Genomic DNA, 15,680 nt, shown 5'->3' with positions numbered 1-15,680 from the left:
GCTGATCGAGTCCGTTCTGGTGGCCAACCGTGGCGAGATCGCCCGGCGGGTCTTCCGTACCTGCCGCGACCTGGGGATCGCCACGGTCGCGGTGTACTCCGACGCGGACGCCGGCGCCCCGCACGTACGGGAAGCCGACAGCGCCGTACGCCTGCCCGGGAACGCTCCGGCCGACACGTATCTGCGCGGCGATCTGATCGTCGCGGCCGCCAAGGCGGCGGGCGCGGACGCCGTCCACCCCGGCTACGGCTTCCTCTCCGAGAACGCCGGCTTCGCGCGGGCCGTGCTCGACGCCGGACTGGTCTGGATCGGCCCGTCCCCCGACGTGATCGAGGCCATGGGATCCAAGACGCGCGCCAAGACCATCATGGCGGCGGCCTCCGTACCGGTGCTGACCGGTCTGCGGCCGGAGTCGATCGGCCCGGACGACCTTCCGGTGCTGGTGAAGGCGGCGGCCGGCGGCGGTGGGCGCGGCATGCGGATCGTGCGCGATCTCGCCCTGCTGGACGAGGAGCTGGCGGCGGCGCGGGCCGAGGCGGCCTCGGCCTTCGGCGACGGTGAGGTCTTCGTCGAACCGTTCGTGGAGACGGGCCGGCACATCGAGGTGCAGCTGCTCGCCGACACCCACGGAACGGTGTGGACGCTCGGCGAACGCGACTGCTCGGTCCAGCGGCGGCACCAGAAGGTGATCGAGGAGACCCCGGCGCCCGGCATCGACGACACGTTGCGCCGTACGCTGCACGACGCCGCCGCCGCGGCGGCCCGCGCGATCGGCTACACCGGCGCCGGCACGGTCGAGTTCCTGGTGGCGCCGGGTGGTCGTCCGTACTTCCTGGAGGTCAACACCCGGCTCCAAGTCGAACATCCGGTCACCGAATGTGTGACCGGAATCGATCTCGTGCGGCTCCAGTTGAGCATCGCCGAGGGCGCCGTGCTGCCGGCGGAGCCGCCCGCGCCGCACGGCCACGCGATCGAGGCCCGGCTGTACGCGGAGGACCCGGCGCGCGGCTGGCAGCCGCAGTCCGGGGTCCTGCACCGGATGGAACTGCCCGAACTCCCCGGGCTGCGGCTCGACTCCGGGGTGGAGAGCGGCGACACCATCGGCGTGCACTACGACCCGATGCTGGCCAAGGTCATCGCCTGGGCCGACACCCGGGACGAGGCCGTGCGGCTGCTCGCCCGCGCCCTGGATCGCGCCCGGCTGCACGGTCCGGTCACCAACCGCGAGCTGCTGGTGCGCGTCCTGCGGCACCCGGAGTTCGCGGCGGGCCGGCACTCCACCGCGTTCCTGGAACAGCACCCCTCGGTTCTGGCGGGGGACGGCGCGGACGCGGACGCCGTCCGGCTGGCGGCGCTCGCCGCCGCGCTGTCGGACGCCTCGGGACGCTCCACCTTCGGCGGCTGGCGAAACGTTCCTTCTCAACCGCAGGCCAAGAGCTACGCGACGGTGCCCGGCGCCGAACCGTACGAGGTCCGCTACCGCCTCACCCGCTCCGGCCTGGACGCTCCCGACCATCCGGGGGTACGGCTGCTGCACGCGGAACGCGGCCACGTCGTCCTGGAGGCCGACGGGGTACGCCGCGCGTTCGACGTGGCCGTCTACGGCGACCGGGTGCACGTCGACTGTGCGCTCGGCGCGTTCGCCTTCACCGCCATGCCGCGCTTCCCGGTGCCGGAAAGCGGTACCGAGCCGGGCTCACTGCTCGCTCCCATGCCGGGCACCGTCATCCGGATCGGTGAATTCTCCGTCGGCGACCACGTCGAAGCGGGCCGCCCGCTGCTGTGGCTCGAGGCGATGAAGATGGAGCACCGGATCACCGCTCCCGCCTCGGGAACGCTCACCGCACTGAACGCCGAGGTCGGCCGCCAGGTCGACGTCGGCGCCGTACTCGCCGTCGTCAAGGAGGAAGCACGCCCATGACCACCAGCCAAGGCACCTTCGACAGCGCACTTCTGGAAAGCGACGAGCGGCGCGCCCTGCGTGCCGCCGTCGGGGATCTCGGCCGCCGCTACGGCCGCGAGTACTTCACCGCCGCCGTCCGCGCGGGCAAGCACACCGACGAGCTGTGGCGGGAGGCCGGCGCGCTCGGCTACCTCGGGGTGAACCTCCCGGAGGAGTACGGCGGAGGGGGCGGCGGTATGGCCGAACTCTCGATAGTGCTCGAGGAGCTGGGCGCGGCGGGCTGCCCGCTGCTGCTGCTCATCGTCTCCCCCGCCATCTGCGGCACCGTCATCGCCCGCTTCGGCACCGAGGAGCAGAAGCGCCGCTGGCTGCCGGGGCTGTCGGACGGGTCGCTGCGGATGGCCTTCGGCATCACCGAGCCCGAGGCCGGCTCCAACTCGCACCGCATCACCACCACCGCGCGCCGCGACGGGGGCGACTGGCTGCTGACCGGCCGCAAGGTCTTCATCTCGGGTGTGGACATCGCGGACGCCACCCTGATCGTCGGTCGCACCGAGGACGCGCGCACCGGCAAACTCAAACCGTGCCTGTTCATCGTCGACCGGGAGACACCGGGGTTCGAGTACCGGCAGATAGAGATGGAGCTGGGCGCTCCCGAGAAGCAGTTCCAGCTCTTCCTCGACGATGTGCGGCTGCCGGCCGACGCCCTCGTCGGCGATGAGGACGCCGGGCTGCTGCAGCTGTTCGCGGGCCTCAACCCCGAGCGGATCATGACGGCCGCGTTCTCCCTGGGCATGGGCCGGTTCGCCCTGGACAAGGCCGTCGAGTACGCCCGCACCCGCCAGGTGTGGCAGTCCCCCATCGGCGCCCACCAGGCGATAGCCCACCCCCTCGCGGTCGCCCACATCGAACTGGAGCTCGCCCGGCTGATGATGCAGAAGGCCGCGTACCTCTACGACGCGGGTGATGACATGGGGGCGGGCGAGGCCGCCAACATGGCGAAGTACGCCGCCGCCGAGGCCGGGGCCAAGGCCGTCGACCAGGCCGTGCACACGCTCGGCGGCAACGGGCTCACCACCGAGTACGGGCTGGCCGCCCTGCTCACCGCCTCCCGGGTGGGCCGGATCGCCCCGGTGAGCCGTGAGATGATCCTCAACTTCGTCTCGCACCACACCCTGGGCCTGCCCAAGTCGTACTGAAATCCACCCCACCACGGCGGTTCCTGACGAGCTGCGCGCCGAGTCCTCCCATCCCGCCACGTCCCCCTGATTCGCCACGTCCTGTGAGCTCGCCACGTCCCCCTGAGCCCGCCGCGGCTCGCCGATCCGCCTGGAGGAGACCGATCGTGTCCGACGCGCCCTTCGTACGCCGCGACCACCAGCGCGGCATCGCCCTGCTCACCCTGGACTCGCCGCACAACCGCAACGCCCTGTCGGCCCGCCTGATCAGCGAGCTGCGCGAAGGGCTCAACGACGCGGTCAAGGACTCCGGCGCCCGCGCGATCCTGCTCACCCACACCGGGAACACGTTCTGCGCGGGCGCCGACCTGAAGGATCCGGCCGCGGGCGGCCCGCTCGGCCTGGCGGAGCTGCTGCGGAGCATCGTCGAGTCGCCCAAACCCGTGGTCGCGCGGGTCACCGGCCACGCACGGGCCGGCGGCCTCGGGCTGCTCGCGGCGTGCGACATATCCGTGGCCGGCGCCGGCGCGAGTTTCGCCTTCACCGAGGCTCGGCTGGGCCTGGCACCGGCCGTCATCTCCCTCCCCGTCCTGCCCCGCACCGACCCGCGCGCCGCCGCCCGCTACTACCTGACGGGCGAGGTCTTCGACGCCGCCGAAGCCGTCCGGATCGGTCTGGTGAGCACCACCGCGGACGCGCTGGACAGCATCCTGGACGGGCTGCGGGCCGCCTCCCCGCAGGGGCTGGCCGAGTCCAAACGACTCACCACCGCCGAGGTGCTCCGGGCTTTCGACCGGGACACGGCAGCGCTGGCCGAACAGTCCGCCCGCCTCTTCGCCTCACCCGAAGCGGCGGAAGGGATACGGTCCTTCGTCGAACGCCGGGACCCGTCATGGGCGTTGTGACCACCCGGACCCCCAAACAGGACCGCAGCCGCGCCACCCGGCGGCGCCTGCTGGAGGCGGCCGTCTCCTGCCTGGCGGAACGCGGCTGGAGCGGCAGCACCGTGGCGGTCGTCTGCGAACGCGCCGGGCTCACCCGGGGCGCGGCCCAGCACCACTTCGGAAACCGGGAGGACCTCTTCACCGCCGCGATCGAGCATGTCGCGGAGGAGTGGCTGAACGCCGTCCGAGAGGGGGCTCGCGCCCTGCCCCGTGATGGCGCGTCCCGTACCCGCGCCGTCGTCGACATGCTCGTCGGCGTCTACACCGGCCCGCTCTTCCGCGCCGCCCTCCACCTGTGGGTCGCGGCCGCGGACGAGGAACAACTGCGACCCCGGGTCAACGCCCTGGAGGCCCGCATAGGACGCGAGGCCCACCGGCTCGCGGTGGAGTTCCTGGACGCCGACGAAGCCGTCGAGGGCGTCCGTGAATCCGTCCAGGCCACCTTGGACATGGCCCGCGGCCTCGGCCTCGCCAACCTGCTCAGCGACGACTCGGCACGCCGGGCGGGCATCGTCCGGCAGTGGTCACGCATCCTGGACGGCGTCATCCACGCCCGTCCGGAGCAACCGCCGGGATCGTGACGCCGCCGTACCGGGCCTGCCGGTCGATCCCCAGCACGGGCGTGCACGGCAGGCGGGCTGTCGGACCCCAGCCCTACCATCGGTGACAGACAGCCACCGGCCCGCCGCCCGAGCTCCTGGAGTCGCCATGCCCCGCCGCGCCCATGATCCGCTCGCCGTCCGCGGGAAGGTCCGCGCGTTCGCCCTGCGGCTGCCGGGGGCCGTCGAGGAGTTCCCCTGGGGCGAATCCGTCATCAAGGTCAACAAGAAGGTCTTCGTCTTCCTCGGCGTCGAGGACGGCAGCTATCCGCCGGCCATCACCGTGAAGCTCAAGGACGAGGAGGTCCACGCCCACGCGCTGACCGCACCCGGCGCCGAGCCCGCCGGCTACGGCCTGGGCAAGGCGGGTTGGGTCCGGATCCCCCTCGACGAGGGCGTCCCGCCCGCGGAACTGTTGTCGGACTGGACGGAGGAGAGCTATCGCGTGATCGCCCCCAAACGCCTCGTCAAGGAGTTGGACGGGCCGCCTGCCCCGTGACGGCGTCGACGAGTGCCGTCAGTGCTCGTGCGACGGCGGCCAGACCGTCCGTGGGCGCTCCGCCGGGCTCCGTCATATAGAGGTCCCGGCGGATCTCGATCATGAGTGCGGACACCTCGGTGGTGTGGGCGTAGTGCTTGAGCGGGACGTAGCAGCCCGCGAACGGGGTGTTGAGGCCCAGCTCTGCACAGTCCGTGAAGGCCCGGCGGGCGGCCTCCAGCAGCCACGGCGGCGTGTGGTGCTCGTCGGTGCCCAGGCAGACGGCGGGGCGGGCGCCCGCCGCGTGCAGTTCGTAGGGCAGGGCCCGGGACGGGTAGGAGTGCACGTCGATGATGACGGCGCGGCCGGTGGCCGCGAGGCGGGCGTCGACCAGCCGCGTGAAGGCGTCCGCGTAGGGGACGAAGTGCGCGGCGAGCAACTCCCGTTCGTGGACGGGGTCGTCGGACCGAAGCCGCTCGCCGTGCGAAGTGCGGGTGTAGACCGCGCCCATGCCCACGGCCCGCATCTCCTCCCGCTCGTCGGGGAACCGCTCGGGATCGACGACGAGGCGCGAGAGCGCATTGCGGTGCGTCCACGGCGTGACGGCCGCGGCGTCCGCCGCCCGCCCGGCGATGAGGTCGGTGTGGGCGTCCGTCATGTGGTCCAGCTCCCGCGACAGCGCGGTGTCGTCCAGCAGGACGCTCCCCCGGGCGGCGGGAGTCAGCGTGCGTGAACTGTGCGGGACGTGGAGGATGACGGGTGATCGGTCGGCACCGGGTGTCTGGGCGTACATCGCTCCGGTATACCCCAGCCGAGCGACCCGCTCACCTGCTTCATCGCCGCCGGCGGGCGCCGGCGAGAGCGACAGCACAAAACAGCAGGCCCGGCGCTTTCGCGCCGGGCCTGCTGCGTAAGTAGCGGGGACAGGATTTGAACCTGCGACCTCTGGGTTATGAGCCCAGCGAGCTACCGAGCTGCTCCACCCCGCGTCGGTGAACCCCACCCTACGCGGCGGGGGACGCAGGACCAAATCATTACCGGGGGCGGCGCGGGCGGGAGAGCCGGAAGGAAAACGCGTTGCACGCCCACAGCCCCCCGCGTAACGTCGTCGTCGGCCCTGTTGTCGTCGATCGGAGAAGGCCGTTGCTGGTTTGAGGTCATGAGACACCGCGCCCGTGGGAGTTCCCGCGTGGCCCGAGTGCGACCTCGGCCGTGACCCGCCTCCCGTTCCGCCAGGGCGTCACCACCCAGTCATCTCCCCTCCGGGGTTGAGCCACGTCGCGTTCCGGTGTCTCCGCAGTTGCCGTCCCATCCAGCAACCAGGAGGCCTCCATGTCATTCGCACCCCCTTCCGTCATCTGCACCCGCCTCTCCTTCTGCTGGCCCGACGGCACCCCCGTGCTCGACGGCTTCGACTTCGCCACGGGACCCGGCCGCACCGGGCTGATCGGGCTCAACGGCTCGGGGAAGTCGACGCTGCTCCGGCTCATCGCCGGCGAACTGCGCCCGACCGAGGGCCAGGTGCGGGTCTGCGGCGAGATCGGCTACCTGCCGCAGAACGTCTCGCTCGACACGTCCGTCAGGGTCGACACCGCGCTCGGCATCGACGCGACCCGCGCCGCCCTGCACGCGATCGAGAGCGGCGACGCGAGCGAGGAGCACTTCACCGCGGTCGGCGACGACTGGGACGTGGAGGAGCGCGCCCTCGCCACCCTGGACCAGCTCGGTCTCGGCCACATCAGCCTCGACCGCACCATCGGCGAGGTCTCGGGCGGCGAGTCGGTCCTGCTGCGGCTGGCCGCACTGCTGCTGCGCCGACCCGACGTCCTGCTGCTGGACGAACCGACGAACAACCTGGACAGGGAGGCCCGGCGCCGCCTCCACGACGCCGTCGCGTCCTGGTCGGGGCTGCTGCTCGTGGTCAGCCACGACCGGGAGCTGCTGGAGTTGGTCGACCGGATCGCCGAGCTGCGCGGCGGCGAGAGCCACTGGTACGGCGGGAACTTCTCGGCGTACGAGGAAGCCGTCGCCGTCGAGCAGGAGGCGGCGGAACGGATGGTGCGGGTGGCCGGCACCGATGTGCGCCGGCAGAAGCGCGACCTGGTCGAGGCCCGGATCAAGCTGGCCGGCCGGGCCCGTTACGCCCAGAAGATGTTTGACACGAAGCGCGAGCCGAAGATCGTGATGAACCAGCGCAAGCGTGACGCCCAGGTCTCCGCCGGCAAGCACCGCACCCTGCACACCGAGCGACTGGAGGAGGCGAAGGAACGGCTCGACGAGGCCGTCGAGGCGGTCAGGGACGACGCCGAGATCCGGATCGACCTGCCCCACACCGCCGTTCCCGCCGGCAGGACCGTACTGACCCTGCACGGCTTGGAGGTGCGCTACGGCGCCCGCGCCGAGCTGGAGGTGCGGGGCCCGGAGCGGATCGCGCTGCTGGGCCGCAACGGGGCGGGCAAGTCCACCTTGCTGCGGACGATCGCCGGGCAGATCGAGCCGGTGGCGGGCGAGGCGGTGGCGCACGTGCCGATGCGCTACCTGCCGCAGCGACTGGACCTGCTGGACGACGAGCTGACGATCGCGGGCAATGTCGCCCGCTTCGCGCCCGGCGCGACCGACAACCAGATCAGGGCGCGGCTGGCCCGCTTCCTCTTCCGGGGCGGGCGCGCGGACCAGCCGGTCCGCACCCTGTCGGGTGGTGAACGGTTCCGCGCGTCGCTTGCCGCGCTGATGCTCGCCGACCCCGCCCCGCAGCTGCTGATGCTCGACGAGCCGACGAACAACCTGGACCTGGCCAGCGTGCGCAGCCTCACCGCCGCCCTGGCCTCGTACCAGGGGGCGCTGATCGTGGCCGGACACGATCTGCCCTTCCTGCGCGGCATCGGCATCACCCGCTGGGTGCGGCTCGACGGCGAACTGACCGGCATCGATCCGCCCACCGCCGGCGGGGAGCCGCGAGAGGGGGCCGGAGCGGGAGGTGTGAGCCGCAGGTGGGAGCCGGAGGTTTGGGAACGTCGGCGGTCCGACAGGAATGAGGGATGGACCCTCGTACAGTCGTTCCCCGCTCGTTCTCCCTTGCGCTCTCCGACGAGGTGCGGGATGCCCTCGACCGGCGCGCGCCCGTGGTGGCCCTCGAATCGACGATCATCGCCCACGGACTCCCCCGGCCCCGCAACCTCCGGGTGGCCGTGGAGCTGGAGGAGATCGTCCGTGCCACGGGCGCGGTTCCGGCAACCGTCGCCGTCCTCGACGGGACCGCGCACATCGGGCTCGCCAAGGACCAGCTGGAGCGGGTCGCGAGCGACCAGGGCCTGCGCAAGCTCGGTCACCGCGACCTCGCGCCGGCCCTGGCCACCGGCGCGAGCGGGGCGACGACGGTCTCCGGCACGGCGTTCCTGGCCGCCCGTGCCGGGATCCGGGTCTTCGCCACCGGAGGCCTCGGCGGAGTGCACCGCGACTGGGTCAGCCACCAGGACGAGTCCGCGGACCTGCGGCTGCTCGCCCGCACCCGCGTCACGGTGGTCTGCGCGGGCGTGAAGTCGATCCTCGACGTGCCGGCCACTCTGCAGCGTCTGGAGACGCTGGGCGTCGGCGTCCTCGGCTTCCGTACCGGCACCTTCCCCGGTTTCTACCTGACGAGTTCGGGTGAGCCGCTGGACTGGACGGTGCAGGAACCCTCGGAGGTCGCCGCCGTGATGAGTGCCCAGGACGCGCTGGGAGGTCCGGGCGCCGCGCTGATCGTGGCCAATCCCGTACCCGAGGCCGAGCAGCTCGATCCCGCGCTGCACGACCGGGTCCTCGTCGCCGCCCACGAGGCCGCCCGCGCGGCGGGGATCACCGGCCAGGCCATCACGCCCTTCCTGCTCGCCTACTTCGCCGAACACACCGGCGGGGCCTCGCTGGAGGCGAACCTGGCGGCGGTGCGGGGCAACGTCCGGCTCGCCGCCGCGATAGCCGGGCACTGGTCGCGGCCCGCATGACCGCGGCCGGCACGTCCCTGCTGGTCATCGGTGATGTCGTCACCGACATCGTGGCCCTGCACCACAAACCGCTCGCGCCCGACACCGACACCTCCGCCCGGATCGCGGTCAGACCCGGCGGGTCGGGCGCCAACACCGCCGCCTGGGCGGCCCGTTCGGGAGCCGATGTGCGGCTGCTGGCCCGCGCGGGGGCGGACTCCGCCGACTGGCACCGGGACGTACTGCGGCGCTGCGGGGTACGGCCGCACCTGCGCGTCGACCCGTCGCTGCCGACCGCCGTCGTCATCGCGCTGGTCGACGCTTCCGCGGAACGCACCCTGGTCACCGACAGCGGCGCGAGCGTGCGGCTCGGCCCGGCGGACTGGGACGCGGCGCTGCTGGACGGAACCGGCCAACTGCACCTCTCCGGATACCTGTTCTTCAACGAGGCCGGCCGGAGACTCGCCGCGCTGGCCATCACGGCGGCCCGCGCCGGAGGAATCCCGGTGAGCGTGGACCCCGCCTCCACCGGATTCCTCCAGCAGCTCGGCGTCCGCCGTTTCCTGGACGCCGTCGGGGAGGCGGACCTGCTGCTGCCGAACCTCGCGGAGGCCCGACTGCTGACCGGTGACGCCGATCCCGTGCGCGCCGCCGAGCAGTTGAGCACCGGCCACCGCGTGGCGGTGGTCAAACTCGGCGCCGCCGGGGCGCTGGTGGCCGAGCACGGCACGCTCACCGCCCGCGTGCCCGGTGCCACGGCCGATGCCGTCGACACAACGGGCGCCGGCGACGCCTTCGCCGGCGGTTTCCTGGCGGCGCGACTCAGCGGCGCGGACCTGGCCGGGGCCGCCGCCGCGGGCTGCCGGACGGGTGCGGCGGCGGTGGCCACGGTGGGCGGACGGCCCGAATAATCAGCAGCCCCGGACACCGGGATGCGGCAGGGTAGTGATGATCGTCGGCGATCGCACAGCGATTCGGTTCCCCGCCGTCGGCCGACGCGGCGGCCAGCAGAAGGAGCAGCGTCCATGCGCACCACCACACTCGGCAGCCAGGGCCCCGAAGTCGGCGTCGTCGGACTCGGTTGCATGGGCATGACCCATGCCTACGACCCGAGCGGCCGTGATGACACGGTGTCCGTCGAGGTCGTCCGGGGCGCCCTCGATCTGGGGGTGACGCTGATCGACACCGCCGACGCCTACGGCCCTTACACCAACGAGGAGCTGGTCGGCCGTGCGCTCGCGGGCCCCTACCGGGAGCGTGCGGTACTCGCCACCAAGGTGGGCCTCGTCCTGACCGGCACGGAGGACGGCCTGCCGGTATACGGGCGCAACGGCCGACCGGAGCACGTCAAGGCCTCGATCGACGCGAGCCTGCGCCGGCTGGGCACCGATTACGTCGACCTCTACCAGCTGCACCGTATCGACACGGAGGTCCCGGTCGAGGAGACCTGGGGCGCCCTCGCCGAGGTGGTGGCCGCCGGAAAGGCCCGCCGGATCGGGCTGTCCGAGGCGACGGTCGAGGAGATCGAGCGGGCCCACGCCGTCCACCCGGTCGCCTCCGTCCAGTCGGAGCTGTCGCTGTGGACCCGCGACGCGCTGGCGGACGTCCTGCCGTACTGCGAACGCGTGGGCATCGCCTTCCTGCCGTTCTCCCCGCTGGGCCGCGGCTTCCTCGCCGGGCGCTTCAGCTCGTACGACGACCTCCCCGCGGACGACATGCGCCGCAATCTCCCCCGCTTCCAGCAGGAGGCGCTGCGCACCAACCTCGCCATGGTCGGCACGGTCCGCGCCATCGCCGGACGCACCGGCTCCACCCCCGCCCAGGTCGCCCTCGCCTGGGTCCTCGCGCAGGGCCGCTACGTCGTCCCCATCCCCGGCACGAAGACCCCGAAGTACCTGGCCGACAACGCGGGAGCCGCCGGCCTCACCCTCTCCCCCGCCGACCTCGCCGAGCTGGACGATCTCCCGGCGGCCACGGGCACCCGATACTGACGGCGTGCGCGCGGCCGCGCGACCGCGACCGCGCGCACCGGTCGGGAACGGGCGCTTCCGCGCGTCCGATGGCGCTCCGGGCGGAGCGCGAGGAAGGTGGTCCGTGGGGGGACAGACCCGCGCGGGCACCGGCCCGGGGCGGACCACCACTGGGAGACGCACGATGTCCGAAGTCACCGCTCCTTACGAACCCGGTACACCCTGCTGGATCGACCTGATGGTCCCGGACCAGCAGGCCGCCCTGGACTTCTACCGTGACCTCTTCGGCTGGCAGGGCGAGATCGGCCCCGAAGAGTTCGGTGGCTACTCGATCTGCACGCTGAAGGGCAAGCCCGTCGCGGGCATGATGAAGTCGATGGCGATGGGCGACCAGCCCCCGCCGCCACCCACCTGGAGCAGCTACTTCTGCACGGCGGACGCCGACGCCACACAGGCCGCGATCACCGCCAACGGCGGCACGCTGATCGCGCCCGCCATGGACGTCAGCGATCTTGGCCGGATGCTGGTCGCCGCGGACCCACAGGGCGCGGTGTTCGGTGCGTGGCAGCCGAAGGAATTCCCCGGTGCCGCGATCGTGAACGAACCCGGCGCCCTGGTCTGGAACCAGCTCAGCACCCCCGACCCGAAGGGCGCCGGCGACTTCTACCAGGCGGCGCTGGGCCTGGAGGCCGCCCCGATGCCGGACCTGCCGGAGTTCACCGGCTTCCAGGTCAAGGGCCGCACCATCGGCGGTGTGCAGGGCATGGAGAACCTGCCGGAAGGCGTCCCGCCGCACTGGCTGGTGAACTTCTGCGTCGACGACGTCGACAGCACGGTTGCCGCGCTGGTGCGTGCGGGCGGCTCGGTGATGGCGCCCCCCTTCGACATGGACAAGGTCGGCCGGATGGCGGTCGTGCTGGACCCGCAGGGCGCCGCCTTCGCCGTGGTGGCGACGAACGAACCCGTCAAGCCCTGACAAACGCGTCCTACTCGGGTGCGGTCTTCAGCAGCAGCGCCTCGTCACGCACGTCCGCATGGGCGTGGCGGCGGAGCAGCCGCAACTGCTCGCGCCAGGGCTCCGGCCACCCCGTGCGGCTGCCGCCCGCGTCGGTGACGACCACGGCGAGGAGCCCCGCGCAGTAGCCGTCCGCCGTGGCCAACCGGGCGGCCACGGGCAGCAGAGTCTCAGGGTTTTTCGGCTGCCCCGCGCTCCATAGCCGTCCGCGCAGGGCCTTCGCGGTACGGACGGCGAGCGCGGGGCGGCCCTCGGTCAGCCGCACGAGGCGGACGAGGGCCGCCGTGAGCACCTCCGGCTCCGCGTTCGGGTCGACGGCGTTCACCAGGATGTGAGCCGCGTCCGGCACGAACGCGTCGGCTCCGGCGAGGAGTTCGCCGGCCGCCTCGGCGACGCCCCGGGCAGCGCCCGACGGCTCGCGGGCCTGCTCGCCCAGGTGGGCGGCGAGTGCCCGGACCCGGCGCCGGGCCGGCTGGTCCCGGTCGGGGGAGGCGTCCGGCTCGCCCGGAAGGGCCGCGGCGGCCATCAGCGAGGTCAACGCGCGCGTCAGCGGGTCCCCGTGCCCCGAGCCGGCCGGCTCGGCGATGGCCAGGGCGACCAGCGCCCCGGTCGCCGCGGACCAGGTCTGCCGATTGTCCGGATCGGTCACGGCGGAAACGAGCGCCCGCGCCGCGTCCTGTGCCCAGGGTGCCCAGGACGGAAGGGCCGCGAATCCGCGCAGGGCGGTCTCCGCGTCGGCGCTCTCGCACACGGTGGTGACGAGCCGCGCGTAGCGCGCGCGGTGCCGGTCCGCGAGGTCGAGCGGATGGGCGCGCAGTACGGCCTGACGCACCTCGGGCCCTCCGCCCGCCGCCGCTTCCAGCAGCTCCCACGCCGGATCCCGGTCGAGCAGCCCGGTCGCGAACGCCACGCACGCGGCCTGTACGTCACGGTGTTGCCCGGCACGACGGTAGGTGTCGGCGAGCAGCGCGGCCGCGTCCGCCGGCGAAAGCCGGGTGGCGGCCAGCCGGGCCGCCTCCTTGCGGCTGGTCACCTTCGTCGGGGCGGCGTCCTCCGGCAGCAGTACGGCGCGCAGGAGCACACGCAGTCGCGAGGGCTCGGCGTACAGCGTCGCCCGGGTCGCCGCGTAGGCAGCCACCCGCGCGCGGTCGCCCCCGAGGTGCGCGAGCAGCTCCGGCAGCGCCTCCCCCGGCCTATCCGTCCACACCAGAGCGCCGAGTGCGGCTTCGGCGAGCGGCACGCTGGTCGAGCGGACGAAGCGGCGGACCACGCCGGCGCCGAGTTCCGGGATGACGGCGACCTGGGCGATCGCCGAGGTGCGCTCGTGCGTCTGCAGCGAGGCGTCCTCGGCGCGCCGGGCCAGCAGCCGCGCGGCGGCGGCCTGGTGGCGAGGCAACCAGCGGTTCACCGGGCTGCCGATCCACGGTACCCACGGGGCACCTGCGACGAGGAAGCGGCCGTAGGGCGGAGTGTCGCCCAGGACGGTGTCGAGCAGGTCGGTACGGTGCTCGGTCAGTACGGTCAGGACGGGCCGCAGCACGGCCGCGGACGGTTCGAGCGCGAGGATCCCGGTCACCTCGGTGTCCCGGTCCGGCGAGCTCTCCAGCCAGTACCCGACGGCCTTCTCGACCGTCGCGTCGTTTCCGAACAGGATCGCCTGCCACAGCAGTTCACGCAGTTGCGGCATGGCACGGGCGCGCCGGCCCAGCGAGCGGTAGAGGGCGAACGTCAGAGTGTGGTCCACCTTGTCCGCGCCCGCCTCCAGCCACGGCCGCAGCGCCTCGAACACCTCGTGTTCCTGCCCCCGGCGCAGCCCTTCGTCCAGCCGGCCCAGATGGACGCCACCGGTGTGCCCGTGCAGCCTTTCCAGTGTGCCCAGCGCCCAGCCGATCAGCCGCTGCTCCCGGGTGACGGCATGTTCGCGCAGCAGGTTGACCGCGAGCGTCCGCAGGGCCTGGCGGGTCTGCCAGGACGAGTCGCGGGCCTCGATCGCGTCCGTGGTGATGCGCTCGAGGACGCCCGCGTCGTCATTCGTGAAGAGTCGGGGATGCGTTTCGGCGAGCGCTCCCAGCGCGGCGGACCGCACCGGGTCCTGCTCGTTGCGCAGGCGTTCCAGAGCGCCCAGCATCGCGGTGACCCGCGCGGGTTCGCCGGAACGGGCCGCGTTGCGCACCAGCAACGGCCACGCCTGGGCCCGCTCCTCGGCCGCGGACCGCCGGGTCGCGGCCGTCAGCTCCTCCGCCGCCTCCCCGACCGGCAGGAAGGAGACCGCGGTCAGCACCGTCGCCCAGGACCCTCCGCGCTCGCGCGCCTGAGCGGCCATCCGCCGCGCCTCGGACGCGCGACGCGCGTGCGGAAGCACCGCGAGCAGGGCGGGGTCCAGAGCCACCCTGCTCAGGTCCTGTCCGGCGGTGAAGACATCGAACAGCACGTCGCGACGGGACGGCGGCAGCGCCTTGAGCAACCTGGCGAGAGCCGCGTGGTTCTGGCTCATGGCCCGGCCGAGCTCGGCGAGTTCGGGCGGGTCCAGGCGTATGAGGCGGTTCAGGGTGGAGCGCTTGAGGCCCCGCCGCCGCAACTCGTCGGCACGCTCGGGGGCCAGGAGGTAGCGCAGGGTACGGCCGGGCGCCGCCGACAGGAGGTCCTCGATCCGATCCAAGAGCCGGGCCGGGAGTGGCCCGGGGCACTGGCGCTCCAGCAGATCGAGCACGCGCTCCGGCTCCGCCGTCACCGCCGCCGCCACGCCCGCCCCCCGCCGGTCCCACCAGGCACCGCGCATCGCCTCGGGCAGCGCCCCGAGTTGGCGTGCCGCCGCGTCGAGCACGGCGACGGGGTGCCGCAGACCCAGCAGCGTCCATCCGCTGACGGCGTGGGACAGCTTCGGCAGCAGCCGTACGACGGTCGCCGGTCCGCAGGCGGCCAGCAGCCGGACCGCTTCCGCGTCGCCCCAGTCCGTCCGGAAGGGATCGATCAGCCGGTCGGCGAGCGCGGAGCGCCGCCCGGCGACGACCGCCCGAACCACCTGCCGGCGCACGGCGGCGGGGGCGTCGTGCAGGGCGTCGACGACCGCGTCGTCGGAAAGGTGCCCCCGCTCGACCGCCTTGACCGCGATCCCGCGCACCAGCGCGTCCGGATCCGCGAGCCTGGCCCGCAGATACCCGTCCTCACGCCCGACCGCGGCCGCGGTGGCAGCCAGCCGCCGCTCATACACCCCACGAGCCGAAAGCTCCCGCAACAGTCCAGCCAGCTCACCCCGCCGGGCAGCCTCCCGCGCACGCCGAGCCAGCTCGCGCATGCGCGCGGGGTACGGCAGCGGCTCCAACGCCTCGATCAGCGCGTCGGCGAGCGATCCGGAATCGAGCGGGGTAGCGGCCATGACCGCGATTCTGCCGGGGCGACCCCGGTCCCGACCAGCGAATTCCTGCGCGCACGAAGCCAACGGAGCACCGTGACCCGCCGCGGCCTCCTGATCGCCTCCGCCACCGCGGGTCGATGAGCCGACCCGCGGTGGCGGAGACGCGCCGCTGTGGCCCTGGGGACGACCGCGGCGTCCGTGAAGGCGAGGCAACGGGTCCCGGGCTCAGGAGAGCGCTCGAGCGCTCACGGAAACGCAAACAGTGCCGACCGGTAACCG

11 protein-coding genes, 1 tRNA gene and 1 pseudogene are annotated in these 15,680 nt (G+C 73.1%); 10 read left to right on the top strand and 3 right to left on the bottom strand.

Translation table 11 applies throughout. The features are described from left to right. The first annotated feature begins 1 nt into the window (after position 1). From M2266_RS28935 to M2266_RS28915, 5 genes are all read left to right on the top strand, one after another. Complete coding sequence (locus M2266_RS28935) at positions 2–1,921, top strand: biotin carboxylase N-terminal domain-containing protein (protein WP_277441401.1); 1,920 nt, start codon at positions 2–4, stop codon at positions 1,919–1,921. Then, positions 1,918–3,102: an acyl-CoA dehydrogenase family protein gene (locus tag M2266_RS28930; RefSeq protein ID WP_277440842.1), complete on the top strand. Its 1,185-nt coding sequence runs from the start codon at positions 1,918–1,920 to the stop codon at positions 3,100–3,102. Before M2266_RS28935 ends, M2266_RS28930 begins: the two co-directional genes overlap by 4 nt. Positions 3,103–3,248: 146 nt before the next feature. Then, complete coding sequence (locus M2266_RS28925; protein WP_277440841.1) at positions 3,249–3,986, top strand: enoyl-CoA hydratase family protein; 738 nt, start codon at positions 3,249–3,251, stop codon at positions 3,984–3,986. Then, positions 3,974–4,606, top strand: coding sequence for a TetR/AcrR family transcriptional regulator (locus M2266_RS28920; RefSeq protein WP_277440840.1), 633 nt, complete (start codon positions 3,974–3,976; stop codon positions 4,604–4,606). Before M2266_RS28925 ends, M2266_RS28920 begins: the two co-directional genes overlap by 13 nt. 127 nt (positions 4,607–4,733) lie before the next feature. After that, entirely contained in the window at positions 4,734–5,123 is a 390-nt protein-coding gene (locus M2266_RS28915) for an MmcQ/YjbR family DNA-binding protein (RefSeq protein ID WP_277440839.1), read from the top strand. Here M2266_RS28915 and M2266_RS28910 read toward each other — a convergent pair. Then, complete coding sequence (locus M2266_RS28910; RefSeq protein ID WP_277440838.1) at positions 5,092–5,895, bottom strand: N-formylglutamate amidohydrolase; 804 nt, start codon at positions 5,893–5,895, stop codon at positions 5,092–5,094. The genes M2266_RS28915 and M2266_RS28910 overlap by 32 nt on opposite strands. A gap of 122 nt (positions 5,896–6,017) precedes the next feature. Beyond that, positions 6,018–6,091, bottom strand: a tRNA-Met gene (locus tag M2266_RS28905). 343 nt (positions 6,092–6,434) lie between these two features. Here M2266_RS28905 and M2266_RS28900 point away from each other — a divergent pair. The 5 genes and pseudogenes from M2266_RS28900 to M2266_RS28880 all read left to right on the top strand — a co-directional run. Next, a pseudogene (locus tag M2266_RS28900) lies at positions 6,435–8,021 on the top strand (ABC-F family ATP-binding cassette domain-containing protein); the annotation flags it as partial. Between the two features lie 119 nt (positions 8,022–8,140). Next, positions 8,141–9,082 (top strand): pseudouridine-5'-phosphate glycosidase, encoded by a 942-nt coding sequence (locus M2266_RS28895; RefSeq protein ID WP_277440837.1) that lies wholly within the window; start codon positions 8,141–8,143, stop codon positions 9,080–9,082. Then, positions 9,079–9,972, top strand: coding sequence for a PfkB family carbohydrate kinase (locus M2266_RS28890; protein ID WP_277440836.1), 894 nt, complete (start codon positions 9,079–9,081; stop codon positions 9,970–9,972). The genes M2266_RS28895 and M2266_RS28890 overlap by 4 nt, the downstream gene beginning before the upstream one ends. 114 nt (positions 9,973–10,086) lie before the next feature. Further along, positions 10,087–11,052, top strand: a complete 966-nt coding sequence (locus tag M2266_RS28885) for an aldo/keto reductase (RefSeq protein WP_277440835.1) — start codon at positions 10,087–10,089, stop codon at positions 11,050–11,052. A gap of 163 nt (positions 11,053–11,215) precedes the next feature. Beyond that, the gene (locus M2266_RS28880) at positions 11,216–12,007 is read left to right on the top strand and encodes a VOC family protein (protein ID WP_277440834.1); all 792 of its coding nucleotides are present in this window, start codon (positions 11,216–11,218) and stop codon (positions 12,005–12,007) included. Positions 12,008–12,017: 10 nt separating this feature from the next. On the opposite strand, the gene M2266_RS28875 is transcribed toward M2266_RS28880, so the two are convergent. After that, on the bottom strand, positions 12,018–15,422 hold the full coding sequence (locus M2266_RS28875; RefSeq protein WP_277440833.1) for a hypothetical protein: 3,405 nt from the start codon (positions 15,420–15,422) through the stop codon (positions 12,018–12,020). Positions 15,423–15,680 lie beyond the last annotated feature (258 nt).

The organism is Streptomyces sp. SPB162, from assembly GCF_029504575.1.
Taxonomy (GTDB): Bacteria; Actinomycetota; Actinomycetes; order Streptomycetales; family Streptomycetaceae; genus Actinacidiphila.
The sequence above is the reverse complement of the archived record's forward strand: the minus strand, read 5'-3'. Positions and strand labels throughout refer to the sequence as shown.

What these genes read in the sequence shown, in the direction of transcription:
- M2266_RS28915 (WP_277440839.1), top strand. Translation starts at nt 4,734, where the DNA reads ATGCCCCGCCGCGCCCATGATCCGCTCGCCGTCCGCGGGAAGGTCCGC.
- M2266_RS28895 (WP_277440837.1), top strand. Translation starts at nt 8,141, where the DNA reads ATGGACCCTCGTACAGTCGTTCCCCGCTCGTTCTCCCTTGCGCTCTCC.
- M2266_RS28875 (WP_277440833.1), bottom strand. Translation starts at nt 15,422, where the DNA reads ATGGCCGCTACCCCGCTCGATTCCGGATCGCTCGCCGACGCGCTGATC.
- M2266_RS28930 (WP_277440842.1), top strand. Translation starts at nt 1,918, where the DNA reads ATGACCACCAGCCAAGGCACCTTCGACAGCGCACTTCTGGAAAGCGAC.
- M2266_RS28920 (WP_277440840.1), top strand. Translation starts at nt 3,974, where the DNA reads ATGGGCGTTGTGACCACCCGGACCCCCAAACAGGACCGCAGCCGCGCC.
- M2266_RS28890 (WP_277440836.1), top strand. Translation starts at nt 9,079, where the DNA reads ATGACCGCGGCCGGCACGTCCCTGCTGGTCATCGGTGATGTCGTCACC.
- M2266_RS28910 (WP_277440838.1), bottom strand. Translation starts at nt 5,895, where the DNA reads ATGTACGCCCAGACACCCGGTGCCGACCGATCACCCGTCATCCTCCAC.
- M2266_RS28880 (WP_277440834.1), top strand. Translation starts at nt 11,216, where the DNA reads ATGTCCGAAGTCACCGCTCCTTACGAACCCGGTACACCCTGCTGGATC.
- M2266_RS28885 (WP_277440835.1), top strand. Translation starts at nt 10,087, where the DNA reads ATGCGCACCACCACACTCGGCAGCCAGGGCCCCGAAGTCGGCGTCGTC.